Annotated in this window: 25 protein-coding genes; 11 read left to right on the forward strand and 14 right to left on the reverse strand. The window is 67.9% G+C overall.

The window, feature by feature from the left end; translation table 11 throughout:
• Positions 1-21: 21 nt before the first annotated feature.
• From modC to ACXU4B_RS04330, 5 genes are read right to left on the reverse strand one after another with little or no spacing between them, the layout of a single operon-like run.
• Entirely contained in the window at positions 22-1,107 is a 1,086-nt protein-coding gene (modC, locus tag ACXU4B_RS04310) for a molybdenum ABC transporter ATP-binding protein (RefSeq protein ID WP_131408076.1), read from the reverse strand.
• Complete coding sequence (gene modB, locus ACXU4B_RS04315) at positions 1,100-1,783, reverse strand: molybdate ABC transporter permease subunit (RefSeq protein ID WP_131408078.1); 684 nt, start codon at positions 1,781-1,783, stop codon at positions 1,100-1,102. Before modB ends, modC begins: the two co-directional genes overlap by 8 nt.
• Before the next feature lie 10 nt (positions 1,784-1,793).
• A complete protein-coding gene (gene modA / locus ACXU4B_RS04320) occupies positions 1,794-2,567 on the reverse strand; it encodes a molybdate ABC transporter substrate-binding protein (protein WP_205746516.1) in 774 nt (257 codons plus the stop codon).
• A gap of 54 nt (positions 2,568-2,621) precedes the next feature.
• Positions 2,622-2,966 carry a hypothetical protein gene (locus ACXU4B_RS04325; RefSeq protein WP_131408080.1) on the reverse strand — a complete coding sequence of 115 codons (345 nt, stop codon included), beginning with the start codon at positions 2,964-2,966 and terminating at the stop codon, positions 2,622-2,624.
• 14 nt (positions 2,967-2,980) lie between these two features.
• Entirely contained in the window at positions 2,981-4,240 is a 1,260-nt protein-coding gene (locus ACXU4B_RS04330; RefSeq protein WP_131408082.1) for a molybdopterin molybdotransferase MoeA, read from the reverse strand.
• Between the two features lie 332 nt (positions 4,241-4,572).
• Here ACXU4B_RS04330 and ACXU4B_RS04335 point away from each other — a divergent pair, with 332 nt between their 5' ends.
• Genes ACXU4B_RS04335 through ACXU4B_RS04360 form a run of 6 tightly spaced genes read left to right on the forward strand, consistent with a single transcriptional unit; the run spans position 4,573 to position 12,273 of the window.
• On the forward strand, positions 4,573-6,231 hold the full coding sequence (locus ACXU4B_RS04335; RefSeq protein WP_131408084.1) for an OFA family MFS transporter: 1,659 nt from the start codon (positions 4,573-4,575) through the stop codon (positions 6,229-6,231).
• 22 nt (positions 6,232-6,253) lie between these two features.
• Positions 6,254-6,754: a formate dehydrogenase subunit gamma gene (locus tag ACXU4B_RS04340; RefSeq protein WP_131408086.1), complete on the forward strand. Its 501-nt coding sequence runs from the start codon at positions 6,254-6,256 to the stop codon at positions 6,752-6,754.
• Positions 6,751-8,307 (forward strand): formate dehydrogenase beta subunit, encoded by a 1,557-nt coding sequence (locus ACXU4B_RS04345; protein ID WP_131408088.1) that lies wholly within the window; start codon positions 6,751-6,753, stop codon positions 8,305-8,307. Before ACXU4B_RS04340 ends, ACXU4B_RS04345 begins: the two co-directional genes overlap by 4 nt.
• A gap of 14 nt (positions 8,308-8,321) precedes the next feature.
• Entirely contained in the window at positions 8,322-11,204 is a 2,883-nt protein-coding gene (gene fdhF / locus ACXU4B_RS04350; protein WP_131408090.1) for a formate dehydrogenase subunit alpha, read from the forward strand.
• A complete protein-coding gene (gene fdhD / locus ACXU4B_RS04355; protein WP_131408092.1) occupies positions 11,201-12,046 on the forward strand; it encodes a formate dehydrogenase accessory sulfurtransferase FdhD in 846 nt (281 codons plus the stop codon). The genes fdhF and fdhD overlap by 4 nt, the downstream gene beginning before the upstream one ends.
• Positions 12,043-12,273, forward strand: coding sequence for a formate dehydrogenase subunit delta (locus ACXU4B_RS04360; protein ID WP_131408094.1), 231 nt, complete (start codon positions 12,043-12,045; stop codon positions 12,271-12,273). Before fdhD ends, ACXU4B_RS04360 begins: the two co-directional genes overlap by 4 nt.
• 7 nt (positions 12,274-12,280) lie before the next feature.
• Here ACXU4B_RS04360 and ACXU4B_RS04365 read toward each other — a convergent pair whose 3' ends face one another.
• From ACXU4B_RS04365 to ACXU4B_RS04380, 4 genes are all read right to left on the reverse strand, one after another.
• Positions 12,281-12,445 (reverse strand): hypothetical protein, encoded by a 165-nt coding sequence (locus tag ACXU4B_RS04365; protein ID WP_165583139.1) that lies wholly within the window; start codon positions 12,443-12,445, stop codon positions 12,281-12,283.
• A 117-nt stretch (positions 12,446-12,562) separates the two neighbouring features.
• Complete coding sequence (pgm, locus tag ACXU4B_RS04370; protein ID WP_131408096.1) at positions 12,563-14,206, reverse strand: phosphoglucomutase (alpha-D-glucose-1,6-bisphosphate-dependent); 1,644 nt, start codon at positions 14,204-14,206, stop codon at positions 12,563-12,565.
• Positions 14,207-14,306: 100 nt separating this feature from the next.
• Entirely contained in the window at positions 14,307-14,573 is a 267-nt protein-coding gene (locus ACXU4B_RS04375) for a DksA/TraR family C4-type zinc finger protein (RefSeq protein ID WP_131408097.1), read from the reverse strand.
• A 138-nt stretch (positions 14,574-14,711) separates the two neighbouring features.
• On the reverse strand, positions 14,712-16,208 hold the full coding sequence (locus tag ACXU4B_RS04380) for an efflux transporter outer membrane subunit (RefSeq protein WP_131408099.1): 1,497 nt from the start codon (positions 16,206-16,208) through the stop codon (positions 14,712-14,714).
• Between the two features lie 369 nt (positions 16,209-16,577).
• Between ACXU4B_RS04380 and ACXU4B_RS04385 the strand changes: the two genes are divergently transcribed.
• Together ACXU4B_RS04385 and ACXU4B_RS04390 are read left to right on the forward strand one after the other, a co-directional pair.
• The gene (locus tag ACXU4B_RS04385) at positions 16,578-16,991 is read left to right on the forward strand and encodes an OsmC family protein (RefSeq protein WP_131408101.1); all 414 of its coding nucleotides are present in this window, start codon (positions 16,578-16,580) and stop codon (positions 16,989-16,991) included.
• Positions 16,992-17,320: 329 nt separating this feature from the next.
• On the forward strand, positions 17,321-18,973 hold the full coding sequence (locus ACXU4B_RS04390; RefSeq protein ID WP_131408103.1) for an MASE1 domain-containing protein: 1,653 nt from the start codon (positions 17,321-17,323) through the stop codon (positions 18,971-18,973).
• A gap of 12 nt (positions 18,974-18,985) precedes the next feature.
• Here the strand turns inward: ACXU4B_RS04390 and ACXU4B_RS04395 are convergent, their stop codons facing one another.
• The gene (locus ACXU4B_RS04395; protein WP_131408105.1) at positions 18,986-19,453 is read right to left on the reverse strand and encodes a hypothetical protein; all 468 of its coding nucleotides are present in this window, start codon (positions 19,451-19,453) and stop codon (positions 18,986-18,988) included.
• 342 nt (positions 19,454-19,795) lie between these two features.
• Here ACXU4B_RS04395 and ACXU4B_RS04400 point away from each other — a divergent pair, with 342 nt between their 5' ends.
• Together ACXU4B_RS04400 and ACXU4B_RS04405 are read left to right on the forward strand one after the other, a co-directional pair.
• Positions 19,796-20,794: an MBL fold metallo-hydrolase gene (locus ACXU4B_RS04400; protein WP_165583140.1), complete on the forward strand. Its 999-nt coding sequence runs from the start codon at positions 19,796-19,798 to the stop codon at positions 20,792-20,794.
• 34 nt (positions 20,795-20,828) lie between these two features.
• On the forward strand, positions 20,829-21,839 hold the full coding sequence (locus ACXU4B_RS04405; protein WP_205746517.1) for an NAD(P)H-quinone oxidoreductase: 1,011 nt from the start codon (positions 20,829-20,831) through the stop codon (positions 21,837-21,839).
• Here the strand turns inward: ACXU4B_RS04405 and ACXU4B_RS04410 are convergent.
• Together ACXU4B_RS04410 and ACXU4B_RS04415 are read right to left on the reverse strand one after the other, a co-directional pair.
• Complete coding sequence (locus ACXU4B_RS04410) at positions 21,836-22,387, reverse strand: hypothetical protein (RefSeq protein ID WP_458910840.1); 552 nt, start codon at positions 22,385-22,387, stop codon at positions 21,836-21,838. The genes ACXU4B_RS04405 and ACXU4B_RS04410 overlap by 4 nt on opposite strands.
• 50 nt (positions 22,388-22,437) lie before the next feature.
• On the reverse strand, positions 22,438-22,872 hold the full coding sequence (locus ACXU4B_RS04415) for a universal stress protein (RefSeq protein ID WP_131408112.1): 435 nt from the start codon (positions 22,870-22,872) through the stop codon (positions 22,438-22,440).
• Positions 22,873-23,117: 245 nt separating this feature from the next.
• Between ACXU4B_RS04415 and ACXU4B_RS04420 the strand changes: the two genes are divergently transcribed.
• Positions 23,118-23,555: a universal stress protein gene (locus ACXU4B_RS04420; protein ID WP_131408114.1), complete on the forward strand. Its 438-nt coding sequence runs from the start codon at positions 23,118-23,120 to the stop codon at positions 23,553-23,555.
• Between the two features lie 54 nt (positions 23,556-23,609).
• Here the strand turns inward: ACXU4B_RS04420 and ACXU4B_RS04425 are convergent, their stop codons facing one another.
• A complete protein-coding gene (locus tag ACXU4B_RS04425) occupies positions 23,610-25,907 on the reverse strand; it encodes a TonB-dependent receptor (RefSeq protein ID WP_131408115.1) in 2,298 nt (765 codons plus the stop codon).
• A gap of 174 nt (positions 25,908-26,081) precedes the next feature.
• Positions 26,082-26,465: a DUF2946 domain-containing protein gene (locus tag ACXU4B_RS04430; protein WP_458910841.1), complete on the reverse strand. Its 384-nt coding sequence runs from the start codon at positions 26,463-26,465 to the stop codon at positions 26,082-26,084.
• Between the last annotated feature and the right edge of the window lie 19 nt (positions 26,466-26,484).

Raw genomic sequence — 26,484 nt, forward strand, 5'->3', positions numbered from 1 at the left:
CCACGACCTGTCTGTGCGCGCTCATGCACCCAGCGCCACGGCCTTGACCTGGGCCCATACTTCCCTGCCCGGTGCAAGGCCCAGCGCATGCCAGGACCGGCGCGTGATGCGCGCAAGCAGCATGCTGCCGCCCGCATCCAGCTGCACCAGGCATTGCGAGGGATGGTCGGCATCGGCCATGGCTGCGACCCGGCAACGCAGCTGGTTCAGTGCACTGGTGGCCGCCACGGGTTCATGGGCCAGCACGACGTCGCGCGCGCCGATGCGGCAACGCAATGACTGGCCGACCACCTCGTGTCGATGCGGAAGCCACAGGCTGCCGCCGGGAAACGCCAGTTCGATGAGCTGGTCGTGCCCGTCCACGCCAACGACGGTTCCCTCGACCACGGCACCCACGGCCGCGGACAGCGAAGGCGGCAGGTCGAGCCGGGTAAGCGTGGCCTGCAACGGCCCCTGCGCCACGATGTGCCCGGCCTCCAGCAACACCAGGTGATCGGCGAGGCGGGCCACTTCGTCGATGTTGTGGCTCACGTAGACCATCGGCACGTCCAGCGTGGCGTGCAGGCTTTCCAGGCAGCCGAGCAGTTCAGTACGGGCCAGCGCATCCAGTGCCGACAACGGTTCGTCGAACAGCAGCAGCGCCGGATCGCATAGCAGCGCACGCACCATGGCTACGCGCTGCAGTTCGCCGCCCGACAGTGCACCCACGCGCCGCGACAGCAGCGGACCAACGCCGAAGCGCTCGATCAGTCCGTCGCGATCCAGCTGCGCGGGACGGCCGGCACGGCGAAAGCCGTAGTCGAGATTGCCCGCCACCGTGAGGTGCGGAAACAGGCTCGGCTCCTGCGACACGTAGCCAAGCCGGCGCCGGTGCGGCGGCACGAAGAGGCGTCGCGCGCTGTCCTGCCAGACCGCGTCGCCGAACGTCACGCGGCCCTCGCAACCGGGCTCCAGCCCGGCCACGGCGCGCAGGCAGCTGGTCTTGCCGGCGCCGGACGGGCCGAACAGCGCGGTGATGCCGCGCGGCGGCAAGGCCATGTCGATCTGCAGCGCCAGGTCGCCCTGGCGCCATGCGAGCCGCGCGTCCAGTCCGTGCCGCTCAGCCATGTGCCGGCCTGCGCGTGCGCAGCAGCGACATGGTGAGCAGCGCGACGAACGACACCGCCAGCAGGCATAGCGACAACATGTTGGCGTCGCGGTATTCGCCGGCCTGCACGTGATCGTAGATGCGCATCGACAGCACGCGTGTCTGCCCGGGGATGTTGCCGCCGATCATCAGCACCACGCCGAACTCACCCACCGTGTGCGCGAAGCCAAGCACCGTCGCCGTCGCCACGCCGGGCCACGCCATCGGCAGCGCGACGGAGAAGAAGCGGTCCCACGGCGACGCCCCCAGGCAGGATGCAACCTCCAGCGGCCGTGCGCCCACGGCCTCGAAGGCGTTGTGCAGTGGCTGCACCACGAACGGCAGCGAATACAGCATGGACGCCACCACCAGGCCCTTGAAGGTAAACGGCAAGGCGGCAAGACCCGCCATCGCCAGCAGGCGCCCGACCGCGCCATCCGGCCCGAGCAGCATCAGCAGGTAGAAGCCGAGCACGGTCGGCGGCAGTACCAGCGGCAGCGCCACCACGGCAGCGATGGGTCGACGCCAGCGGGAGCGCGTGCGCGCCAGCCACCAGGCCAGCGGCGCGCCCAGCACCAGCAGCAGTGCGGTCACCGTGGCGGCCAGCCGCAAGGTCAGCACGAAGGCCTGCACATCCTGGTCGGACAACCAAGTCATCGGCCGTGGCTCACGGTGTCGCGTCAACAGGGAGGCTGAAACCGTAATGCGCCAGCAGGGCCCGGGCCGCCGGACCCTGCACGAACTGGGCAAAATCCCGCGCCACCGGATTGGCCGCGCCGCGCCGCGTCAGCACGAAACTTTGCCGCAACGGCTCATACATGGAGGCAGGCACCGCCACGTAGGTTCCCTTGCCAGCGGCGGCCAGCGCGAGCGATTCGGCAATGATGCCTACCTGCGCGTTGCCGCTTTGCGCAAATTGCGCCGTCTGCCCGATGTTCTCGCCGTACACCAGTCGCGCTTGCAGCGCGTCCCACACGCCAGCCGCCCGCAACGCCTGCTCGGCGCGCTTGCCATAGGGCGCGTGTTGCGGATTGGCGATGGCGATGCGGCCAAAACGTGGCTGCGCCAGGTCGGCCACCTGCACACGGGTCATGTCCAGGCTGCTGCTCCACAGCACCAGGTGCCCGTTGGCATAGGGCACCGGCGGCCCGCCCGCATGGCCGTGGGCGACCAGTTGCTGCGGGTAACTGCTGTCCGCCGAGAAGAACAGGTCGAACGGTGCACCCTGCTCGATCTGGGTCAGCAGCTGTCCGGATGCACCATAGACCACGTCGACGCGCCGCTCCGGGTGATCGTGCCGGTAAGCTTCGACCAGTTTGTCCATGGCCCCATGAAGATCGGCCGCTGCGGCAATCGTCATCGGCGGGTCCGCCGCGGCCGCTCCCGGCGAAGCCAGTGCCATGGCCAGGGCCAGCAGCCAGCGCAGGGGGACTCGCTTCACGGGACGTCTCCTCGCAGGGTCATGGCCGTCATCAAGGCGCAATCGCGACGGGCATCAGTGCGTCCTGCGCTGACGCACGCTGTCACGCACGTCCACGTCGAACAGCAGGACCAGCGCATCGCCATCGGCCCCGCCGGCCAACTCGAAGCGCAGGCCCTCCCGCGTCGGCAGCCGCGCCGCATGCGCAACCACCGCTGCCTGTGGAATGCGGATATGCCAGGCGCCCGGCGTGCCGGAGACCTCGGCGGCGTCGCCGGGCCCAAGCTGCAGCGTGCAGCCCAGCACGAACGCCTGCGCAAACGAGGTGCGCGCCTCGACCGCATGGCCAGCGAGCAAGCGCGACAACTCCTCCTCGCCGATGCGCACGCGCAGGTTCTGTCCCTCGATCTGCAGCTTCATGGATGCGCTCCCGTTTACCCCGCCGCCGAAGGCGGTCGGACGGCCATGGAGAATGACGGCTCCAGCGTGAAGACTTCAATCACGCGACCCGGCGCGCATTCGCCGGCGGCCTCCGGCAGCACCGCCCACGCATTGGCCTGGGCGAAAGGCTGGATCCGGAAGGGCTGCTGCTGGGCCGGCACCTCGATGTGCAGTCGCCCGTCGTGATCGTGCCTGAGGCAGCCCCGCAGGAAATGGCGCAAGCCCGGCTTGGGCTGCACCAGCGTGTCCAGCACCGCGTGCATGGCCGGCTCCGCCAGCTGGCCATGCATGGCGCGCAACAACGGCGTCACGAAAAAACGAAAGCCGGCAGCCACCGCCATCGGCGTGCCGGGCAAGCCGAGCACCAGCGTTCCGCCCGCCAGGGCCGCGGCCAGCACCGGCTTGCCGGGACGGATCGCCACCTGGTGGAACAGCAGCTCGGCACCCAGCGCGCGCAGCGCATCGGGCACGAAATCGTAGCGCCCCATCGACACCGCGCCGGTACTGATGATCAGGTCAGCGCCGGCGTCACGGGCACGCCGCAGTGCCTGCATGTACGTGGTCGCCGTGTCATCCACGGTCTCGCACGACAGCACGGTGATGCCGCACGCCGCGAACGCGGCGACCAGATACGGGCCGTTGGAATTGTGGATCTGCCCCTCGGCCAGCGGCTGCCCCGGATCGGCCAGCAACTCCTTGCCGGTGCACACGATCGCCACGCGCGGCCGGCGCACCACGTCCACGGTCGTCACGCCCAGTGCGCCCAGCAGCATCACCTGGGCGGGCTCGATCACGCTGCCCTTGCATGCGACCACCGTGCCCGCGGCGACATCACTGCCGGCGCGACGCACGTTGCTGCCTTGGACCACGGCATCCAGCAGGCGAATACGCGCCGGCGTGCCATCGGCGTGCGCGGCCAGCAAGCCGGTGCGCTCCACCGCCACGACGGCGTCCAGCCCATCGGGCAACGGCGCGCCCGTCATGATTTCCCTGGCCACGCCGGATGACGCGGGCGCGGCATCGCCCGCGGCCTGCGAGCCTTCGACGTCCTGCTCGGCACCTGCCGCCAGCGCGTCGCCTGCCTTTAATGCGTAGCCGTCCATCGCCGCGTGGTCGAACGAGGGCAAGGCCATCGGACTGCGCACGTCACCGGCCAGCACCCGCCCCCATGCCGCCGCGACCGCGCAGGACTCGGCGGGCAGCCGCGCGGCGCGGGCCAGCAGCACTTCAAGGGCCTGGGCGTAACCGATCATGGTCGCGCCACCGACAGGTCGACCAGCTTGAGCACCGCTGCGCTGGCCAGCGGGACGAGCGCGCGTAGCCGCGCTCTCCCCGCACGGACGCGGCACGCGACGATTCGCTGGGTCGGCCGGCCTGTCCAAAAGCACATGACGGAAACTCTCCACGGCGGTGGTGCGGCGCAACAGGTCGCCGGACATGGGTGGCCGATGATGGCATTCCGGTCGGTGAAGCGCACGCCGCGGCCCGTCTTCGACCTTGGTCGGGTGGCGCGTCGCACCGGTCCGCACAAAGATCGCGCAGGCATGCCTGGCCCCTGGCCGGGTCCAACAAAGGGGGGATGCTAATGACTGGCGTAGCGGAAGCTGATGTCCTGAACGCGGCGGGCGGAGACTCACCGGGCATACTGGCCAGGGAAAGCACCATTGCAGGACCACGCTTCAATCGATGGCTGGTGCCGCCTGCCGCTTTGGCCATCCATCTGAGCATCGGCATGGCGTACGGCTTTTCCGTGTTCTGGTTGCCGATGACCAAGCTGGTGCCTGGCGCCGATGCAGCGACCTGCGCCAACCTGGGCTTCTTCGCGCAACTGTTCACCACCACCTGCAACTGGACCGTGCCCGCGGTCAACCATATTTTCGAAACCTTCATCGCCATGCTCGGCATTTCGGCGGCGATCTGGGGCGGCTGGCTGGAACATGCGGGTCCGCGCAAGGCGGGCTTCATCGCCGCGCTGTGCTGGGGCGGTGGCCTGGTGGTCGGCGGCATCGGCGTCGCGATGCATCAACTATGGCTGGTCTACCTCGGTGCCGGCGTGCTGGGGGGCGTCGGCCAGGGCCTGGGCTACATCTCGCCGGTATCGACCCTGATCAAATGGTTTCCCGACCGCCGCGGCCTGGCCACCGGTTTCGCCATCATGGGCTATGGCGGCGGCGCCATGATCGGCGCGCCGATCGCCGTCGCGCTGATGGAGAAGTTCTCTGCCAACGGGATACCGGGCGTGGCCAGCACGCTGATGTGCATGGGCGTGATCTATTTCATTGCCATGTCCTGCGGTGCCTTCGGCTTTCGCGTGCCACCCGCCGGCTGGCGGCCACGCGACTGGACACCGTCGGAAGAATCGTCCAACAAGCTCATCACGCATCGCCACGTGCACCTGAGTCGCGCCTGGAAGACCCCGCAGTTCTGGATGATCTGGGTGGTGTTGTGCATGAATGTGACGGCCGGCATCGGCGTCATCTCCATGGCCAGCCCGATGTTCCAGGATGTGTTCGGCGGGCGCCTGCTCGGACTGGATGCGTCGGCCGCGCTGAGCACCGCGCAAAAGGCAGCCATTGCCGCATCCGCGGCCGGACTGGTGGGCCTGATCAGCCTGTTCAACAGCCTCGGCCGCATCTTCTGGGCCTCCACCTCCGACTTCATCGGCCGCAAGACCACGTATTTCATTTTCTTTGCGCTGGGCATCGTGCTGTATTGCAGCCTGCCCACGCTGGGACACATGGGTCTTGCCGGTGCGTTCGTGGCCGCGGTGTGCGTCATCCTCACCATGTATGGCGGCGGCTTTGCCACCGTACCGGCCTACCTGTCGGACATCTTCGGCACGCAGATGGTCGGCGCGATCCACGGACGCCTGCTCACGGCCTGGTCGGTGGCGGGGATCGCCGGCCCGTTCCTGATCGCCGCGGTGCGCCAGGCCCAGCTCGACGCCGGCGTGGCCAAGAGCCAGGTCTACGACCGCACCTTGTATATCCTCGCCGTGCTGCTGCTGGTGGGCATGATCAGCAACCTGCTGGTGCGGCCGGTGAAGGAAAGCGTGCTGATGACCGACGAGGAGCTCGCGCGCGAGCGCTCCCTGCAGCACGAGGCGGCCGCCGTCTCGGCGCGCGCGCAGGATGCCGCCCGCGGCTCGTTCGGCCTCGTCGGCGGCCTCGCCTGGGCGCTGGTTGGCATTCCGTTTCTGATCGGTGTATGGATAGCCATTACCAAGGCCGCGGCCCTGTTCTGAAAGGCGTTACGACGGTGGAAACATGAAACGAGCGATAAATATCGCCCTGTTGCCAGACATACCGCAGCACATCCGTACCGTCGTGCTCGACGTCACCGGGCGGTTGAAGGACCTGCCAGGCGCCCTGCTCCCCGTACTCCACGGGGTGCAGGACGCACTGGGCTACGTGCCCGAGGAAGCCGTACCACTCATCGCGCGCGAGATGAACCTCTCGCGCGCCGATGTGCATGGCGTGATCAGCTTCTATCACTACTTTCGCCGGAAGCCGGCCGGGCGGCATGTCATCTATGTATGCCGCGCCGAATCCTGCCAGGCCATGGGCGCGGTGGCGCTGGAAGCGCATATCCGGCAGCGGTTGGACGTCGACTTCCACGGGACCACCGCCGACGGCAGCTACACGCTGGAGCCGGTCTATTGCCTCGGCAACTGCGCGTGCTCCCCGGCCATCATGGTGGATGGCGAGTTGAAGGGCCGCATGACGCCCGAGCGGTTTGATGCCTTGCTCGACACAGAGGCGACATGAGCATCACTGTCTACGTGCCTGGCGATGCCGGCGCGCTGTCGCTGGGCGCCGGAGCCGTGGCCGCGACCATCGTGGCCGAAGCGCAGCGGCGTGCGGCCGACGTGCGCGTGGTGCGCAATGGTTCGCGCGGCCTCTACTGGCTCGAACCCCTGGTGGAGGTGGAGACGCCGGCCGGCCGGGTGGCCTACGGCCCGGTGCAGCCGGGCGATGTGCCGGGACTGTTCGACGCCGGCTTCCTGCACGCCGGCGCACACGCGCTGGCGCTTGGACTCACCCAATCCCTGGATTACCTGAAGACCCAGCAGCGCCTCACCTTCGCCCGCGTCGGCGTGGTCGACCCGGGCAGGCTGGACGACTACCTGGCCCATGGCGGTTACCGCGGGCTGGAGGCCGCCCTGTCGATGAGCGGTGCCGAGGTGGTGCAGGCCGTCACCAGCTCCGGCCTGCGCGGCCGTGGCGGCGCCGCGTTCCCGACGGGCATCAAGTGGAAGGCCTGCCTGGATGCACCGGCCGACCACAAGTACGTGGTGTGCAATGCGGACGAAGGCGATTCGGGCACCTACTCCGACCGCATGATGATGGAAGGCGATCCCTTCGCGCTGATCGAAGGCATGACCATCGCCGGCCTCGCCGTGGGGGCCACGCAGGGCTATGTCTATCTGCGCGTGGAATACCCGCATGCACGCCGCGCGCTGGAGGCGGCGATCGCCGAGGCCGAGGCCGGCGGCTATCTCGGGGACGACGTGCGCGGCAGCGGCAAGGCCTTCCGGCTGGAAGTGCGCATGGGCGCCGGCGCGTACATCTGCGGCGAAGAATCCTCGATGCTCGAATCGCTCGAGGGCAAACGCGGGCAGGTGCGGGTGAAGCCGCCCCTGCCGGCCATCCGCGGGCTGTTCGACAAGCCCACCGTGATCAACAACGTGATCACCTTTGCCACGGTGCCGCTGATCCTGGACCGGGGCGCGGCGTACTACCGCGACTACGGCATGGGACGATCGCGCGGCACGCTGCCGCTGCAGCTTGCCGGCAACGTGAAGCGCCCCGGCCTGGTCGAGCGTGCGTTCGGCCTGACCCTGCGCGAGCTGATCGAAACCTATGGCGGCGGCACGGCCAGCGGCCGGCCGGTGCGCGCCGTGCAGGTGGGCGGCCCGCTGGGCGCCTATCTGCCCGCGTCGCGGCTGGACACGCCGATCGACTACGAGGCCTTCGCCGCCATCGGCGGCATGCTCGGGCATGGCGGCATCGTGGTGTTCGACGACACCGTCGACATGGCGGCACAGGCGCGCTACGCGATGGCTTTCTGCGCCATCGAGTCCTGCGGCAAGTGCACGCCATGCCGCATCGGTTCCACCCGCGGCGTGGAAGTGATCGACCGCATGCTGGCCGGTGATGCCCCCGCGCGCGAGCGCGATGAGGTCCTGCTGCGCGACCTGTGCAGCACGATGGTGGACGGCTCGCTGTGCGCGCTCGGCGGCATGGCACCGTTCCCGGTCTTGAGCGCACTGGACCATTTCCACGAAGATTTCACGGCTCCCCGCAAGACGGTGGCCTGAGGAGGTAACGCGTCATGCTGTCCATCGTCGAGATCGATCTCGGTACACCGGCCGCCAAATCCGCAACGATGGTGGCGCTGGAGATCGACGGCCGCCGCGTGCAGGTGCCGGAGGGCACGTCGGTGATGCGGGCGGCGGCGCAGGCAGGCATCAACATTCCCAGGCTGTGCGCCACCGACATGCTCGACGCGTTCGGCTCGTGCCGCCTGTGCCTGGTCGAGATCCAGGATCGCAAGGGCTACCCCGCATCCTGCACCACGCCGGTCAGCGCCGGCATGAAGGTGAGCACGCAGACGGCCAGGCTCGCCGCGATCCGGCGCGGCGTGATGGAGCTGTACATCTCCGACCACCCGCTGGACTGCCTCACCTGCCCCGCCAACGGCCATTGCGAACTGCAGGACATGGCCGGCGTGGTTGGCCTGCGCGAAGTTCGCTACGGCTACGACGGCGCCAACCACGTGCAGGCCACCGGGCAGGACAGCGTGGCCAACCCGCTGTTCGCCGCCAAGGACGAATCCAACCCCTACTTCACCTTCGACCCGTCAAAGTGCATCGTCTGCTCGCGCTGCGTGCGCGCCTGCGACGAGGTGCAGGGCACGTTTGCCCTGACCATCCAGGGCCGTGGCTTCGACTCGAAGGTAGCGGCCAGCCAGGACAATCGCTTCCTCGATTCCGAGTGCGTCTCCTGCGGCGCCTGCGTGCAGGCCTGCCCCACGGCGACGCTGTCGGAGAAATCCCTGATCGACAAGGGCCAGGCCGAGCACAGCGCCATCACCACCTGCGCCTATTGCGGCGTCGGCTGCAGTTTCCGCGCCGAGATGAAGGGCGAGGAGATCGTGCGCATGGTGCCGAACAAGGACGGGCACGCCAACCACGGCCACTCCTGCGTGAAGGGACGCTTTGCCATCGGCTATGCCACGCATCCGGACCGCATCACCACGCCCATGGTCCGCGCCAGCATCGCCGATCCGTGGCGCGTGGTCAGCTGGGATGAGGCCATCGCGCACGTGGCCAGCGAGTTCCGGCGCATCCAGGCCACCTACGGCAGCCATGCCATCGGCGGCATCACCTCGTCACGCTGTACCAACGAGGAGACCTACCTCGTACAGAAACTGGTGCGCGCCGCGTTCGGCAACAACAACGTCGACACCTGCGCCCGCGTCTGCCACTCCCCCACCGGCTACGGCCTCAAGGCCACGCTGGGCGAGTCCGCCGGCACCCAGGATTTCGACTCCATCGAAGCCACGGACGTGGTGCTGGTGATCGGTGCCAACCCCACCGACGCGCATCCGGTGTTCGCCTCGCAGATGAAGCGCCGCCTGCGCGAAGGCGCGCGACTGATCGTGATCGATCCGCGCCGCATCGACCTGGTCCGCACGCCGCATATCCAGGCCGACCATCACCTCAAGCTGCGGCCGGGCACCAATGTCGCGGTGCTCAATGCCCTCGCCCACGTCATCGTGACCGAGGGACTGGTCGACGAAGCCTTTGTCGCCGCACGCTGCGAACCGGAAGCGTTCGCCAAATGGCGTGCCTTCGTGGCGCAGGACAAATACAGCCCCGAGCGGATGGCGGAGGAAACCGGCGTGCCGGCCGAACTGCTGCGCAGCGCTGCACGCCTGTACGCCACCGGCGGCAACGGCGCGATCTATTACGGCCTGGGCGTTACCGAACACGCGCAGGGCTCGACCGCGGTGATGGCCATCGCCAACCTTGCCATGGCCACCGGCAACATCGGTCGCGAAGGCGTGGGCGTGAATCCGCTGCGCGGCCAGAACAACGTGCAGGGTTCCTGCGACATGGGCTCGTTCCCGCACGAGTTCCCCGGCTACCGGCATGTCGGCGACGACGCGGTGCGCCACTCCTTCGAGGAGGCCTGGGGCGTGCCCCTGCTCGGCGAGCCCGGCCTGCGCATTCCCAACATGTTCGAGGCCGCGCTGGATGGCAGCTTCCGCGGCCTCTACATCGAGGGCGAGGACATCGGCCAGTCCGATCCGGATACCCAGCATGTCACCGCCGCCCTGTCCGCGATGGAATGCATCGTGGTGCAGGACCTGTTCCTCAACGAGACCGCGCAGTATGCACACGTGTTCCTGCCCGGCAGTTCGTTCCTGGAGAAGGACGGCACCTTCACCAATGCGGAGCGACGCATCTCGCGCGTGCGCAAGGTGATGGAGCCGCGCGGCGGCTACGCCGACTGGGAAATCACCCAGCGGCTGGCGCAGGCGATGGGCTATCCGATGAACTACGCGCATGCCTCGGAAATCATGGATGAGATCGCGCGCCTGACGCCGACCTTCCATGGCGTGAGTTTCGACAAGATCGACCGCCTCGGCTCGATCCAGTGGCCGTGCAACGAGCAGCATCCGTCCGGCACGCCCGTCATGCACGTGGATGAATTCGTGCGCGGCAAGGGGCGCTTCATGCTCACCGAATACGTCCCGACCTCGGAGAAGGTGAACCTGGAGCACCCGCTCATCCTCACCACCGGGCGCATCCTCAGCCAGTACAACGTTGGCGCCCAGACGCGGCGCACCGCGAACGTGATGTGGCACGACGAGGATCGCCTGGAGATCCATCCGCACGACGCCGAGGAGCGCGGCATCACCGAGGGCGACTGGGTCGGCATCGCCAGCCGCTCGGGCGACACCGTGCTGCGCGCGATGATTTCCGAGCGCATGCAGCCCGGCGTGGTCTACACCACGTTCCACTTTCCCGGCTCGGGCGCGAACGTCATCACCACGGAGAATTCGGACTGGGCGACCAACTGCCCCGAGTACAAGGTGACCGCCGTGCAGGTCACCCGCGTCACGCAGCCCTCGGACTGGCAGCGGCGCCACCGCGCGTTTAGCGCGACGCAGGAATCACTGGTCGATCCATCGGCGAGGCCCGCTTGACCGCGTCCGGGCCGGTCGCACCCGCCGAGGGCCATGTCACCCGGCCGGTCGATCGCTGGCGACATGGCCAGGCCATCCACGAGGATGACCAGATCGCGGAGGAAATGCCGGTCGCGATGGTCTACAACGGCTCAACCTTCGCGGTGATGATGGCCACGCCGCACGACCTGGACGACTTCGCGCTGGGTTTTTCGCTGAGCGAAGGCCTGATCAGCGAGCCCGCGCAACTGCTGCAGGTCGAGAGCCGTGCCCTGCTCGAAGGCATCGAACTGGCCATGCGCGTCACCGACAACGCCGCCGGAGCGCATCTCGAGCGGGAGCGCGAACGCCTCTTGCCGGGCCGCAGTGGCTGCGGCATCTGCGGCACGCGCGAGCTGGAAGATGCGATCCGCCACGGCCATCCGGTCGGGGACGGACCGTCGATTTCGCGCGATGCGCTGGAAACCGCACTGACCCAGCTCCAGGCCAGGCAGCCAATGAATGCAGCGACCGGGGCCGTGCACGCGGCCGCCTGGGCCGACCGCAACGGCAGCATCGTGCTGGTGCGCGAGGACGTCGGGCGGCACAACGCGCTCGACAAGCTGATCGGCGCCATGTGTCGCTCCGGCATCGATCCGCAGGACGGCATGGCCGTGGTGACCAGTCGCGCCAGCTATGAAATGGTCACCAAGGCCACCAGTGCAGGCATCACCGTGCTGGTCGCCATTTCCGCGCCGACGGCGCTGGCGATCGAACTGGCGCGCAGCGCGGGCATTACCCTGGTGGGGTTTGCGCGGCCCGGCAGCCACAACGTCTATACCCATCCCCAGCGCCTGCTGCCGCTGACGCTGGAGCCGTCATGAGAATCGAACGACTCGTCACCATGGCCAACGACATTGCCACGTATTTCGCGGCCGAACCCGATCACGCCGCCGCCGTGAATGGCGTGCGCGACCACCTGACGAGGTTCTGGGACCCGGCCATGCGCCGGCAATTGAAGGCTTACCAGGGCGATGGGGGCGAAGGCCTGCTGCCGCTGGCGCAGGAGGCCGTGGCAGCCCTTGCCCTGCCCCCGCCCGACCAGGCCTGACCGGCGTTCAGCCGGAAACCGTGTCCAGGCGCGCTTCGGGGCGGTCGCCCGCCTGCTCCCCACTGCGCCGTGACGCCCGGGCCAGGATCCAGTCCTTTTCCAGCACACGCATGATGACCACCTCGATGACCAGTGCGGACAACGCCAGCACAGCAACGATCACGGATGACATGAACACCTTCCCGCGATGACGCACAACCATGGCCCCCCGGGCCGTTCTGGGTGACTACACCACGCGGACTTTGCGGCTCTGTTACAGCCCGATGACGACTACCGTGCCGCCGGCGCCTCAGAGCGCGGCGTCGACCATGCCCTGCGCCTCGTGCAGCAGCGACTGCAGGTGGGCTTCGTCACGGAAGCTTTCGGCGTAGATCTTGTAGATGTCCTCGGTGCCGGAGGGGCGCGCGGCAAACCAGCCGCTGGCCGTGACCACCTTGATGCCGCCGATCGGCGCGCCATTGCCTGGCGCACGGTCCAGCACGGCCTCGATCTTGGCGCCGGCAAGCTCGTTCGTCTTCACCTGGTCCGGGGAGAGCCTGGACAGGCGCGCCTTCTGCTCGGTGTTCGCCGGCGCGTCGACACGACTGGACCATGGCTGGCCAAGCTCGTCCGTCATGCTGCGATAGAGCTCGCCCGGATCGCGCCCCGTGCGCGCGGTGATCTCGGCGGACATCAACGCTGCCGCGATACCGTCCTTGTCGGTGCACCACACGCTGCCGTCCTTGCGCAGGAACGAGGCACCCGCACTTTCCTCGCCGCCGAAACCAAGGCTGCCGTCGAACAGGCCGTCGACAAACCACTTGAAGCCCACCGGAACCTCATGCAGCCGGCGACCGAGGCGCGCGGCCACCCGATCGATCAGCGCGCTGCTCACCAGCGTCTTGCCCACGGCGGCGTCGGCGCGCCACTGCGGCCGGTGGCGGAACAGATAATCCACCAGCACCGACAGATAATGATTGGGCAGCATCAAGCCGCTGGTACGGGTCACGATGCCGTGCCGGTCGTGATCGGTATCGCAGGCGAAGGCCACGTCGAAGCGATCCTTGAGGTCGATCAGGCGCTGCATGGCATGCGACGAGGAAGGGTCCATGCGGATCTTGCCGTCCCAGTCCACGGTCATGAAGCGGAAGGTCGGATCCACCTCGTTGCTGACCACGGTCAGGTCGATGCCGTAGCGCTCCGCGATCGGCCCCCAGAAACGCACGCCCGCGCCGCCGAGCGGATCCACGCCAAGGTGAACGCCGCTGCCGCGCACCGCGTCGAAATCGATGACGTTGGCCAGGTCGGCGACATAGGCGTGGATGAAGTCGTGCTGATGGGTGGTGCCGGCATGCCGCGCCTGCGCGAACGGCATGCGCCGCACCTCGCGCAGCCCGCCTTCCAGCAGTGCATTCGCGCGCTGCTGGATCCATCCGGTGACGTCGGTATCGGCCGGACCGCCGTTGGGCGGGTTGTACTTGAAGCCACCGCTGTCGGGCGGATTGTGCGAGGGCGTGACGACGATGCCATCGGCAAGGCCGCTGCTGCGGCCGCGGTTATGGACCAGGATGGCGTGCGATATCGCCGGGGTAGGCGTGAATTCGTCGCCACTGGCAATGCGCGTGTCGACGCCATGGGCGGCAAGCACCTCCAGCGCGCTCTCGTATGCCGGCCGCGACAGGGCGTGCGAGTCGATGCCGAGATAGAGCGGCCCATCGATGGCCTGGTGCTTGCGGTATTCGCAGATCGCCTGCGTGATCGCCAGCACATGCCATTCGTTGAAGCTGCGCTCGAACGAGCTTCCGCGGTGCCCCGACGTGCCGAACGCCACGCGTTGCGCCGCCACTGCCGGATCGGGCCGCAGGTCGGCATAGGCGGCGCGGAGCCGGTCCACGTCCACCAGCAGTGACGCGGGGGCTACCTTGCCGGCGAGCGGACTGATCCTGTCGTTCATTGCGGTCATGCTCGTTTCGTGGCGAAAGAGTTCTATTGACCGACGCGCGGGTTGCCAGTGTCAAGCGAGCAGCCGCCGCTCCACTACATCCGGTTCAGCTCTAGCGCAGCTGGCTGTCCTTGCTGCCGCGCCGGTTGTAGCCGGCATGCGCCGCCTCTTCGCGATCATGGACCTGCTGGCAGGCGACGCACAGGCGCACGCCAGGCACGGCCTCGCGGCGCGCGGCCGGAATGGGCGCCTCGCAGGATTCGCAATGGGTGAGGCCCGGACCCTTCTGCAGACGACTGCGTGCGCGCTTCACCGCATCTTCCACGGTCGCGTCGATCTGATCCTGTACGGCGCCGTCGCCGGCCCAGCCCGTTGCCATGGTCACCTCTCGTGCAATGCGTACGGCCCGTCGCTCGTACTGCCTGCGGGCCATGATGGAACGGCCCTCAAGATGAGGGCATTGCCGGCGATTTCCAGTCGCGACGGCAGCCGTGGCAGGCCATGCACAGCATCATGTTCACGGAGTCGGGCGGTTGTTGGCGACGGGCTCGTGCTTCGGGTCTTGCGCGCTGACCTGCGCCACCTCGGCTGCGCCGTCGAATCCGCCGCCCAGGGCCTCGATCAGGCGCACGGAAATGTCGGTCTGCTGGCTTTCGAGCGTCGCCAGCCGCTGTTGCGCCGCCAGCAGCTGCTGGCGGCTGGTGAGCGGCGTCAGCGGACCCTTGAGGCCACCCTTGTACGCCTTCAGCGCATCGTTCCAGCTCTTTTGCGCATCGTCCTGGGCGCGTTTCTCCAGCACGATCTGCGCGCGCACCGACGACAGCGCCGACACCTGGTCGCTCACGTCGTTCAGGGCACTGACCAGCAGTCCGTTGTAGCGGGCCACGAGGGCGTCGTACTCGGCATCGGCTGCGGCCAGATGGGCGCGGCGGCGTCCACCGTCGAAGATCGGCAGGCTCAGCGCCGGCCCGAAGGCATAGGTGCGCGCAGGCAGTTGCAGCACGCTGGTACTGCCGCCCACGGCGACGAAGCCCGCCATCGCGCTGAGGCTGATGTTGGGCAGGAACTCGGTCCTGGCTGACTTGATTTCCCTGCCTGCGGCCTCGATCTGCCAGCGCGCCGCCACCAGGTCGGCACGCCGTCCCACCAGGTCCACGGGCAACTTCTCGGGCAACACCGCGGGGCCGGTGTCGAGCAGGTGCGGTCGCTCGATGGCGAGGCCGCGGTCGGGTCCCTGCCCCAGCAGGATGGAGAGGCTGCTGCGCGCCGCGTCGATGGCCCGATCGGTGGCCACCTTCTGCTGCTCCGCGTCGGCGACCTGCGAGTCGGCAAAATGCTCCTGTTGCGGCGTGCCGAGCCCGCCGGCCACCAGGCGATGCGTCACCTCGAGAGTTTCGCTGGCCCGCTTGAGCTCGGCCTCCGCCACGTCCTTCTGCGCAAACGCGTAGCCCAGGTGGACATAGGCGCGCGCGACGTTGACGGAAAGCTGGATGCGCGCTGCATGCGCGTCGATCTGCGCGGCCCTGCTGCGACCCAGTGCCGACTCCCAGGCGGCGCGCTTGCCGCCCCACAGGTCGAGGTCCCACGAGAATCCGGCAGTGATCGACTTGCTCCACGCAAACGTGCCGAGCGCGTACACCGGATAGATCGGGTCCTTGCTCGACAGGCGGGAGCCAATGATCTCGGCGTCCAGTTGCGCCTGCGGCTTGCGACCGGCGTTGAAGCCGTCCGCCACCGCCTGCGCGTGGCGCGCGCGCGCCTCGGCTTCGTCCAGGCTCGGGTTGTTGCTGACGGCCTCGTCGATCAGCGCGCTGAGCTGGGGGTCGCCGAAACTCACCCACCAGTCCTTGGCAGGCCACGCGGTGGGACTGAGCGACACATCAGCAAGGCTCCGCTCCGACTTCAGGCTGCCCGGATCAGTCAGCGTACCGGTGGTATGCAGTCCGCGACTGGTGACGCAACCGGCCAGGCCGAGTGAGCACGCAATGGCAACAGGAAGTACGAGGGAACGCATGACGGGAATCATCCTGGGGAAGGGGGTGCAGTCCATCGGTGCGTGCACAATCAGGCCCGGTGGCCGGTGCATGGCTGGCCATGGGACTGGCAAGGCGCGCGAAGGACGCAGCCATGGCACGCGTGAACACGCACGTACGCGGGTAGCCATTGTATCGCCGCGCCTCGACCGACGCATCGCCACGGCGTGCCCCGGAGCGATGTCGGCATTGCTACCTTGGTCCAATTGCGCGCGGCGGTGCGCCCTTGGCGCAGTGCCGGGCATCGCCCGTGCGCCAGTCATGGACGCGGCGCGCGGGCACGGCTGGCGTACCATCGTTGCTCGTCCCGATCCACCGGCCTCATGGATCCATCGCAGGAGTACCGCCGCATGCCCCGCGTCTCATTTGCCACCGTCGTATCCACCAACGACAACTACCTTCATCACATCAATGCGGGCCACTACCCGCTGGACACGGATGAACCCTCTGCATTGGGCGGCCAGGGCGCGGGGCCGGCGCCATTCGACTACTACCTCGCCTCGCTCTCCGCATGCACGGCCATCACCTTGCGCATGTATGCGCAGCGCAAGGGCTGGGACCTGGGCGAATTTCGCGCGGAGCTGGAACTGGTTCGCGACGATGAGGGGCGCCTGCATGTGCATCGCACGCTGCACGCCAGCGGTGCGCTGAACGACGCGCAATGGCAGCGATTGCTCGAGATCGTCGCCAACACGCCGGTGACCAAGGCCATGCGCGAAGGCGTGGAAATCACCAGCGCCAGGGGCGACCCCGGCCCGGCCTGAAGCCACGCTCGCCTGGCAGCCCCGCCCGCCACCGGCGTGGCCCCGATCTTCACCAAGGCATCACCTGCAAGCATGCGAAAGTCGCCGGCCACGATGGGTACTGTGGACTACGACTCATCGCCACGCCCCTGTAGCGCCTTCGGCATTGGGTAAAATGCATGCATTGGCGCGCCGGAACGGCCTGGCGCAGAGCAGCCATTGCCGGGTCGTCGGACCCGGCACAGCAGCCCAAGGGCAGGACGGGACAGAGCGGCGGCAGGTGACGCCGGCGTGGCCCTGAGCCTGGTTGAGCTGACAAGAACAACAAGCAGCTTTGGGGGAATGAGGCTATGCGTGCAGGAGCGGGGGCGTGGCGCTGGGTTCGCTACCTGATCGTCAGCGTTGCCTATGCCATCGGCTACGTGCTGTCGAGGGACGTCTCCGTTTCGCATTGGTACCTGCCCGCCGGGCTGCGCCTGACCTGCCTGCTGTTGCTTCCCCGCCGTTACTGGCCGGCGCTGGTGATCGGTGAACTGATACCCGTCAGCTACCACGCATGGAATTGCCGGGATGACTTCGGCTGGCGCTGGGCCAGCCTTGCCGCCATCCCGCCGATAGCCCCGCTCGCCCTCGTCGTCGGCTTGTGGCGGCGCCATGCCCGGCTGCTGCGCGGCGCGCACCAGATCAACATGACCATGCTGCTGGGCCTGACGCTGGCGGGAGCCGTGCTCACCGCCACCGGCGATGCCGCCGCGCTGGCCGCCGTGCAAATGCCCGCCGGCGAAGCGCAGCCCGACATCACGCCCCAGGTCCTGTTCGGTTATTTCCTGGGCGACTACCTCGGTGCACTGACGCTGGCACCGTCGGCCATCGCCATCTACCTGTGGCTGAGCGCGAGCCCGCCACGGGCATTCGGCGCGGCGTTCTGGCAGAGCCACCTGGTACGCGACTGGCTGCTCGGCGTGTTGGTGCCACTGCTGTTGCTGACGGGGCTGGTGTTCAACAGCCAGGGCGACAGCATGCAGGTATTCCGCATGGCCATGTTCCTGCCGGTGGTCTGGCTGACCGCGCGGCGTGGCTGGCAGGGCGCCGCTCTGGGCGGAACGCTGGCAAGCATCGCGGTCGTGCTCAGCTCGACCGTGGTGCGCGATCCGGCCGTGATCCAGGCGCAGGCTTTCATCGCCTTCGCGATCACCACCCTGCTCATGCTCGGTTCGCGCATCGCCCAGCACGTGCACTCCGCGCAGGCCAGTCGCATCGATACCTTGCGCGGCTTCCAGCTGGCGCAACAAGGCCTCTACCTCGAGGAACTGCGCCTGCGCCAGGTGGCCGACACCCTCGACCACCTCAGCCGCACGATGCGCGAAAACCAGAGCCGCCTGCTCGATCGCCTGCGCCACCATCTGCCCGCGGGCGAGGAACACACCTACTCGCGGCAGGTGGCGATCACCCAGCACGAGATGCACCGCCTGGCCAATGCGCTCTATCCGCGCGGCTGGCGGGAACGCGGCGTACCGGCCACCCTGCGCGACGGCCCGTTTGCGCAGGCCGTCCACATGGCAGGCGCCACGTATCGCTGCGATCTTGCCGGGCGCGGACTGAGCCAGCTCGCGGCGGACGTCCACATGATGCTCTACCGGCTGGCGAGCGAGGTGCTGGTCTACGTGTTGGCCCGCGGTCCCGTGCAGCACATCCACCTGCAGGTGCGCGGCGGCTACACCGGCGGGCGCCGCTGGGTGGTCATGCGCGTCGTGGGCGAATCAAGCCCGTCCGGCCATGCCGATGCCGCCGCCACCGAGGAATCGTGGAAACAGGCCATGACCTTGTTGGGCGCCAGTGGCCTGGGCATCTCGTCGATCCGCGACCGTGCGCAGATCTATGGCGGCATGGTGCATCTGCGCGACCTGCCCACGGGCCTGGGCGTCACGGTGCTGCTGCACGATTCGTTGCGGGCGCACCCGCTGCATCGCGGCGCCTCCGTGCAGGAAGCGCCGCGTGCATGAGGATTCAGTGCATCAGTTGATGCGCGCACTGCATTCGATGGGGTCCTTGCAGTCCCCGCTCGCTGCGCGCACCTGCACGGTGCCATCCGCTTGCGGCGCCACCAGCACTTTCACGGCAGCATCCTGATAGACCACGTCGCCCGTCGTGCTGGCCGGCGCGGGCTGGGGTTGCTGCGGCGTGGCGAGGCGGGTGGCATCCACGCCCACCGGCAGCACCAGGAACGCGCCGCCCGAGGTGGCGAAGGCCGCGCGTACGGTGCCGCCCAGGTCGTTGATCTGGATGTAGCGGATGCCGTCGCGCTGGAACACATAGACATGCCAGCGCGGGCTTGCGCTGACGTCCGTTGCGCTGGGCCAGGCCTGTCCCAGTCCCGTGGACGGCGGGCCATCGGCCGCCCGGGTGCCCGTCGAAACCAGCGCCATCATCAACAGTCCCGGCGTCGCCAGCCGTGCCAGCCACCTGATCGATGCATGCTGCATGTGTGCCTTCTCCATAGCGAGTCCCCTATGCGGATGTCGGTCGACATCCGTCCCTGAACGACACGCCGGCAGTCACGCCGAGGAACGGCCTGCTGCCGGCCGCGCCGAATGTGCCCGAGCCAGGGAGCCCATGTAAGTGCCCGCAAGCAGGCAGATGGCGCGGTTGCCACCACGGTCACATCGCTTCACGTGATCATCACGCCGCCGGACCGGATGGGGACGCCCCGCACCGTGCCACCTTCGCGCCCGGCCACTTAAACCATGCAGGCTCGCGCTGCATCGGAACGGGGTTCACCCGTGCGCCCGCCGTGCGCGGGCTTTCCCCACGTTGCCGAGGTCAGGATGAAACTCGCACTCTCCTTGTTGTTGGCGATCGGCTGGCTGCTGGCCGCCCCTGCCCTTGCCCAGCTCGCGCCGGGCTCCATGGACGTCCAGTGGGATCGCGGCGCCACCGATTGCGATGCACATCCGCCTCGGCCGCTGCAGGTGCATCGTTACAACGAGCGCACCTACATCCTGCGGGAAAGCTTGTGCCAGACCTATGAGGGCCCGTTCGTCTATCTGCTGATCGGCACGAAGCGCGCGCTGCTGATCGATACCGGCGATGTCGCCGACGCCAGGAAAATGCCGCTGGCTTCCACCGTGGTGGCGCTGCTGCCGCAGGTAGGTGCGTCACGCATGCCGTTGCTGGTCGTGCACACGCATAGCCACCTGGACCATCGTGGCGGCGACGCGCAGTTCGCGTCCCTGCCCGACGTGAGCATCGTCGGCACCGGGCTCGCGCAAGTGGTCAGCGGATTCGGCTTCAGGCACTGGCCGGATGATGTCGCGCAGATCGACCTGGGCGATCGCATCGTCGATGTCATTCCCACGCAGGGACACACCGACTCGCATGTGTCCTTCTATGACCGCGTGAACGGCCTTGCCTTTACCGGCGACTTTTTCCTGCCGGGGCGGCTGGTGATCGGGGATGCCGCCGCCAGCCGCGCCAGTGCGGGGCGCATGGCTGCGTTCCTGCACGACCTGCCGGTCAGTCATGTGCTGGGCGGCCACATCGAACTGGACCGGCAGGGCAACACCGAGCCGATGGGCGCAAGCTTCCATCCCGACGAACGACCATTGCAGCTGGGCAAGGACGAACTGATGACGCTGCCCGCCGTGCTGGCCGGCTTCAACGGATTCTATGGCCGCTCCGGCGTGTTCGTGATGTACAGCCAGACGCGCATGTTGCAGCTGGTCGGCGCCACCGGCGTTCTTCTCCTGATCGTCATCGCGCTGGGCATACGTTCGCTCTTGCGCCGCCGCAGACGCCAACGCGCGCTGCTGGCCGGCGAGGCATGATGGCATCCCGCCCCTGCCCGCCCGGAGCCGCACCATGCCCCTGTCGTTGCCCGCAAGGATGACCGAGATCGAGATCAGCGCACCGGGTGGTCCGGAGGTATTGCGATCGCGTGAAGTGGCCGTGCCCACGCCGGGACCCGGCGAGCTCCTGCTGCAAGTCGCGGCGGCCGGCGTGAACCGGCCCGACGTGCTGCAGCGTGCCGGGCATTACCCCCTGCCTCCCGATGCCAGCCCGATACCCGGCCTGGAAGTGGCCGGCACCGTCGTCGCCCTTGGCGCGGACGTGGGCGGCTACGCGCCCGGCGATGCCGTTTGCGCCCTCACCAATGGCGGTGGCTACGCCGAGTATTGCGTGGTTCCGGCCGGTCAGGCCTTGCCGATCCCCCGTGGCGTGACGGCGTTGCAGGCCGCGGCCATGCCCGAGACGTTTTTCACCGTGTGGGCCAACCTGTTCGTGATGGGACACGCACGCCAGGGCGAGGTCGTGCTGATCCACGGCGGCACCAGCGGCATCGGCACCACCGCCTTGATGCTTTGCCGCGAATTCGGCATCCGCGCCTTTGCTACCGCCGGTGGCAGCAGCAAGTGCGAGGCGATCCGCGAACTCGGTGGTGAGCCGATCAATTATCGGCAGGAGTCCTTCGCCGACGTCGTGCGCGCCCGTACCGGCGGGCGCGGCGCGGATGTGATCCTCGACATCATGGGTGCCAACTATTTTGCCGACAACCTCGCCACGCTCGCCCGCGACGGGCGCCTGCTGCTGATCGGATTCCTGGGAGGCGAGATCGCCGAACGCATCGACCTGCGGGCCATCATGGCCAAGCGTGCCGTGGTGACCGGTTCGGCCATGCGCTCACGCAGCGCGCAGGAAAAGGCCGCCATCGCCACTGCCTTGCGCGAGAGCGTATGGCCTGTGCTGGAACAGGGTCGCTGCCTTCCGGTCGTCCATGCAGTCTATCCGCTCGAACGTGCTGCTGATGCCCACCGGGCGATGGAGGATGGGCAGCACATCGGCAAGATCGTGCTTGAGGTGACGCCGGGCTAGAGCATGGACGCTTCCAGGCGCGTCATCGACGGGAACGGTGTATGGCCCCTGCAGGTTTCCACCAGTTCCTCCATCTGTCGCCGCGCCTCGCGAATCTGCAGCTCCCCCGAGGGATGCCGCCGCAGTTGCGCGCGAAGCAGTTCGATTTCCTGCTGCAACAGCGAATTCTGTTCCAGCAGTTCGTCGCATGCGCGGGAAAGCAGGTCGTTTTCGCGTTCTGATTCCATGATCCGCAGCGCCTCTTCGCCCTTGAGGGATAATGAACGTGCCTCCGGCGGCGTTAAGCCACTGTAATCGTTGGGTAAGACTTTCGCGCGCCGTTGATGCTGCCCGGGTGTAGGCTGGACGCCATGGCCAAATCGCATGCCGAACTCAACGAGATGCTCGACGCCCTGGACCAGTTCATCCCCGGATTGGTGCAAAGCAAGCCCAACCCCCGTGATTTCTGGGCGACGTTCACGAAACTTGCCGATGCCGTGCAGGAAAACGCCGCCCCCGAAGATCACGGCTGGATTTGCGAGCGCCTGGATGCGATCCAGGTCAGGCATCACCTGGTACCGCCCGCCGACCAGATCTGAACGCCACGGCGCAGGAGTGCTCAGTGGCAGACCAGCACCGGCACCTCGCAGGTGAGCATCACCTTGTGCGTCACGCTCCCCAGCAGCAGGCGTTCGAGGCCCTGGTGGCCGCGGGAAGCCATCACGATGAGGTCGCAATGGTATTTCTTCGCGGAGGCCACGATCGCCAGGTAGGGGCGCTGGTCGAACACGTATTCGGTCGTGCAGATCACACCGGCGACCCGCGCACGTTTGGCCACCTCGTCGAGGTAGCCCTGGGCGCGTGACCTGGCCGGGTCCGTGTAGCACTCCTGCGACTGGATCAGTTCGGCGACGTAGCTGACCGTGGGCAACGGCGGCAGCACGTGCACCGCATGCACTTCGGCCTGAAGCCGGCCGGCCAGCGCAAGGCCGGTATCCACGGCATTGAGGGCGTGCTCCGAACCGTCGACCGGAAGAAGGATGCGCTGGAACATGGCAAGGCCTCCCTTGGCGAAGCTTGGTCCAGTGTATCCCCGCCGCATGATGCCGCGCCTGTGACCTCGCGCCATGTCGCGCCCGCGGCCTGCGGCGTCGCGTTGATGTGGCGCGCCGCGCACGTCATGACAGTCGCTGCACGAACGGTGCGCGACGCTGCGCAACACGAAACGCGCGCCGCGTCCTTGCATGGGCGGCGGCAGGGCCGGCGCCGGCCCAGGCACCATTGATCGCGAGGAAGCCCATGTTCAGGCACATACTCCTTCCCATCGACGGCTCGGAACTGTCGACCCGCGCGGCCAGCACCGGCATCGAACTGGCCGCACTCGCCAAGGCCCGCGTGCTGGTCCTGCACGTGATCCCGCCGTTCCAGACCGTCGCCTTCGCGGGTGTCCTGCTGACATCCACGGAATACACCTATAACGAACAGGCCAAGGCCAATGGCGCCCGCTACCTCGCCGACGCCCACGCCATGGCTGAAGCCGCCGGCGTGTCCTCGGAAGGGGAAGCCATCTTCAGCGACCAGCCTGCCGACATCATCATCAGGATTGCCGGCGAGCGGGACTGCGACCTGATCGTGATGGGCTCGCACGGCCGGCGTGGCATGACCCGCCTGCTGCTGGGCAGCGAAACCCAGAAAGTCCTGCTTGGCTGCGGTGTCCCCGTGCTGGTTTGCCGTTGAGGCAGGCAGCCATGCGCGGGGCACCGGATAGTCCATACCCGGCCCGTGTGCGCATCAGAGACTGAGCTTGAGATCGGCCACGTAGGTGCGTTGCGGGAACGGGTGGTAGAGGTAGTACTTCTCGTTGGTGAAGTTGTCCACGCCCAGCGACGCCGCCAGGTGATCGTTGATCTGGTAGTGCACCCGTGCATCGAACACCTTGAAGCTGTCGAAGGCGCCGAACACGTGGGGCGTGTTGTCCGTGTTGTCCAGCGTGGAATACTGGCGCCCGCTGTAACGGCCCGCGAGAGTGAACGACCACGACGCGTCCGGCCGGTAGGTGGCCACCGCCGTGGCGCGCCAGCGCGGGACATAGGGCGCGTGCTTGCCCACCGATGTGCTGCCGGTCGCGCTGACAAAGGCGTCGTTGGAAAGAATGGTGGAGTCGACGAAGGTGATGCTTCCCGCCAGTTCGAGTCCGCGCACCACCACGTCCGCCTTTTGCGCCACCAGCTCCACGCCACGATTGCGCAGCTCGCCCACGTTCATCACATAGGTCACCGGCGCGGCCACGCCAGGCAGGGTGGATGTCTGCGAGATCAGCGCCTGGCGCGTGTTCTCCTGGAACAGCGACAGGCGCAACGTGCCCTGTTCGATGGCGTGCTCGATCGCAAGCTCGCCGCTGCGCACGGTCTCCGGCTTCAGGTCGGGGTTGGGCACGCTGAACGTGGAACCGGTGGACACCAGCTGGTACAGCTCGCCCACGGTGGGAAAGCGCACGGCCCTGGCCAGCGATCCGGTCACCCGCCAGTCCGGCGCCACGTTCCATTGCAGGGTCGCCTTGGGCGAGAACGCATCAGCCCTTTCCACCGGCTGGTGCACCGCCGTCTTGCCACTGAAGTTGTAGCCGTCGCTGGCCTTCCACCACTCGTAGCGCCCGCCCAGCGTGAGCAGCCACGCCGGTGCGAGCTGCCAGGCATCCTGCAGCCACAGCGCCTGCGTGGTGGTCTTGCCGCTGCCCGCGGCATACAGCGTGGTCACGCTGGAGGGATCCTGCCAGTTCGCGAGATTGCGCGTGGGGTTGTCCAGTTCGTACCTATCGGCGTGCGCGCCCAGCGACAACTCGTGTGCGCCGCCGTAGCCCTGCGGCCGCCAGAACCCCGTGGCATCCACCGTCGACCATTGCGTACCGCCGTAGCTGGCCAACCGCCCGTTGCCGGTGAAGCCGGTGCCCGCGGTGACGCCGGCAGGCGACCACTGGTTGTCCTTGAGGAAGTCGTAGTGCGTGACGACGAACGACGCGTCGTAGTCGCCCCGGGTATCGGACTTCACCGATAGCGCCTGCATCAGGTGATGCGCGCTCAGTTCGTAGGTGTTGCTGGCAAAGCCCGCCACCTTGCCGAAGGTCGGCTTGCCGGACGCATCGGCCAGGTACGTATCGGTGCGCGACTGGCCATCGTTGCTCCAGTAGCCCACCAGGTATGTCGCGCGCCATTGCGGGCTGAGGTCATACGCCAGCTCGCCATGGAGGTCGAGCATGCGCGTATGCAGCAGGCCGCCCGCGCCATAGACATTGGCGACCTGCCCCAGCTTGTTGAGCGCCGGCACGGTGCCGCTGGTGCCTGCGGGCACGGTCGTGCCGGTGATGATCGAAAGCGGCTGGCTGAAGCTGTTGGTCGCATCGGCGCCAACGAACCAGCCCAGGTTGCCGGCGCGCCCACCTGCGGTGAGGCTGGTCTGGCTGGTGCTGTAGTTGCCGTGCGTGCCATACAGGTCGAACGACTGCACGGCCTCGGTCTGCCTGACGGTGACTTCGGTGTGGTCGGGCATGCGCGTGACGATGCGCATGACGCCTCCCATCGCGTTGCCCGCGTACGCGGCCGAAAACGGCCCGTACAACATGTCGATGTGATCGATCGCCTCGGGCGAGGTCATGCCCCAGCGCGGTGCGCCAATGGTGTTGTTGTTGGCGATGAGCGCAGACACCGGAATGTCGTCGATGTACACCAGCGTGCGCGCGCTGGAATTGACGCCCCAGGTGCGCGTCGCCAGCACCGGCTGGGTGTCTCCATAGTTGCGCTTGCGTATGAAGATGCTGGGCAGGTATTTGGCCGCGTCTTCGACGTCGACGGCATTGACGGTCGCCTCGATGCGCTCGGCCGGCACGCTGACCAGGGTGGCGGCGTAGCCCGGCGCGGGGATCGCCGGCATCGCGGCGGTGACCTTGACCGCGTCGAGGCTGGCGACGTGCCTGTCCTGCTGCGAGGAATCCGGCGCATCGGCATCGGGCCCGCCCTGGGCCAGCGCCATGGAGGTTGCGAGCAGGGTGAGCGGCAGGCCGAAGGCCACGCCGCGAAGCAAGGTGGAATACATGGCTGGAAATCCATTGATCGCCCGGCGCCGGAACCCGGCACCGGGATGCAGCCCGGATCAAGCAACAGGGAAGCGCGACCGTCGCGGCGGCGATGCGCGTGTCGTGATGCGTCCCTGTGTTGTCGTCGAGGAGGGGCCGCGTGCCGTATCAGGCACGACGCCCCGCGCAAACCATCACCCGAGCGGGATCGACGGCGGGCCTCGCGGATTCGCGCTGAGCAGCGGCAAGGCATGCCCATGCAGCGCTGGCACGGCAGCCGGCCTGAGCGGCGGCATGGCCAGCGCTGCCGGTGCGACCACGGGAGCGGCGGCGAGCAGCGGGCTGTGCCCCAGCAGCACGCAATAGCCGCACGGATCGGCGTGCGGGCCGGGAGCGTCCGGGGACGACGGCGACGGGTGTTGCTCGCTGAGGCCGTGGCCGGTGCACCAGGCACCGAGGTCCGGCCCGGTCCAGGCCGGAGGCAAGGCACGCGAAATCGAAGGCGCGACCACGAGCAGCCACAGGGCGGCCATGGCCAGCCAAGCGACATAACCCCGTTGCGCCTTGTTGCGGATCAAACCTTGCCCCAGTCCATAA

The organism is Dyella soli, assembly GCF_054482295.1.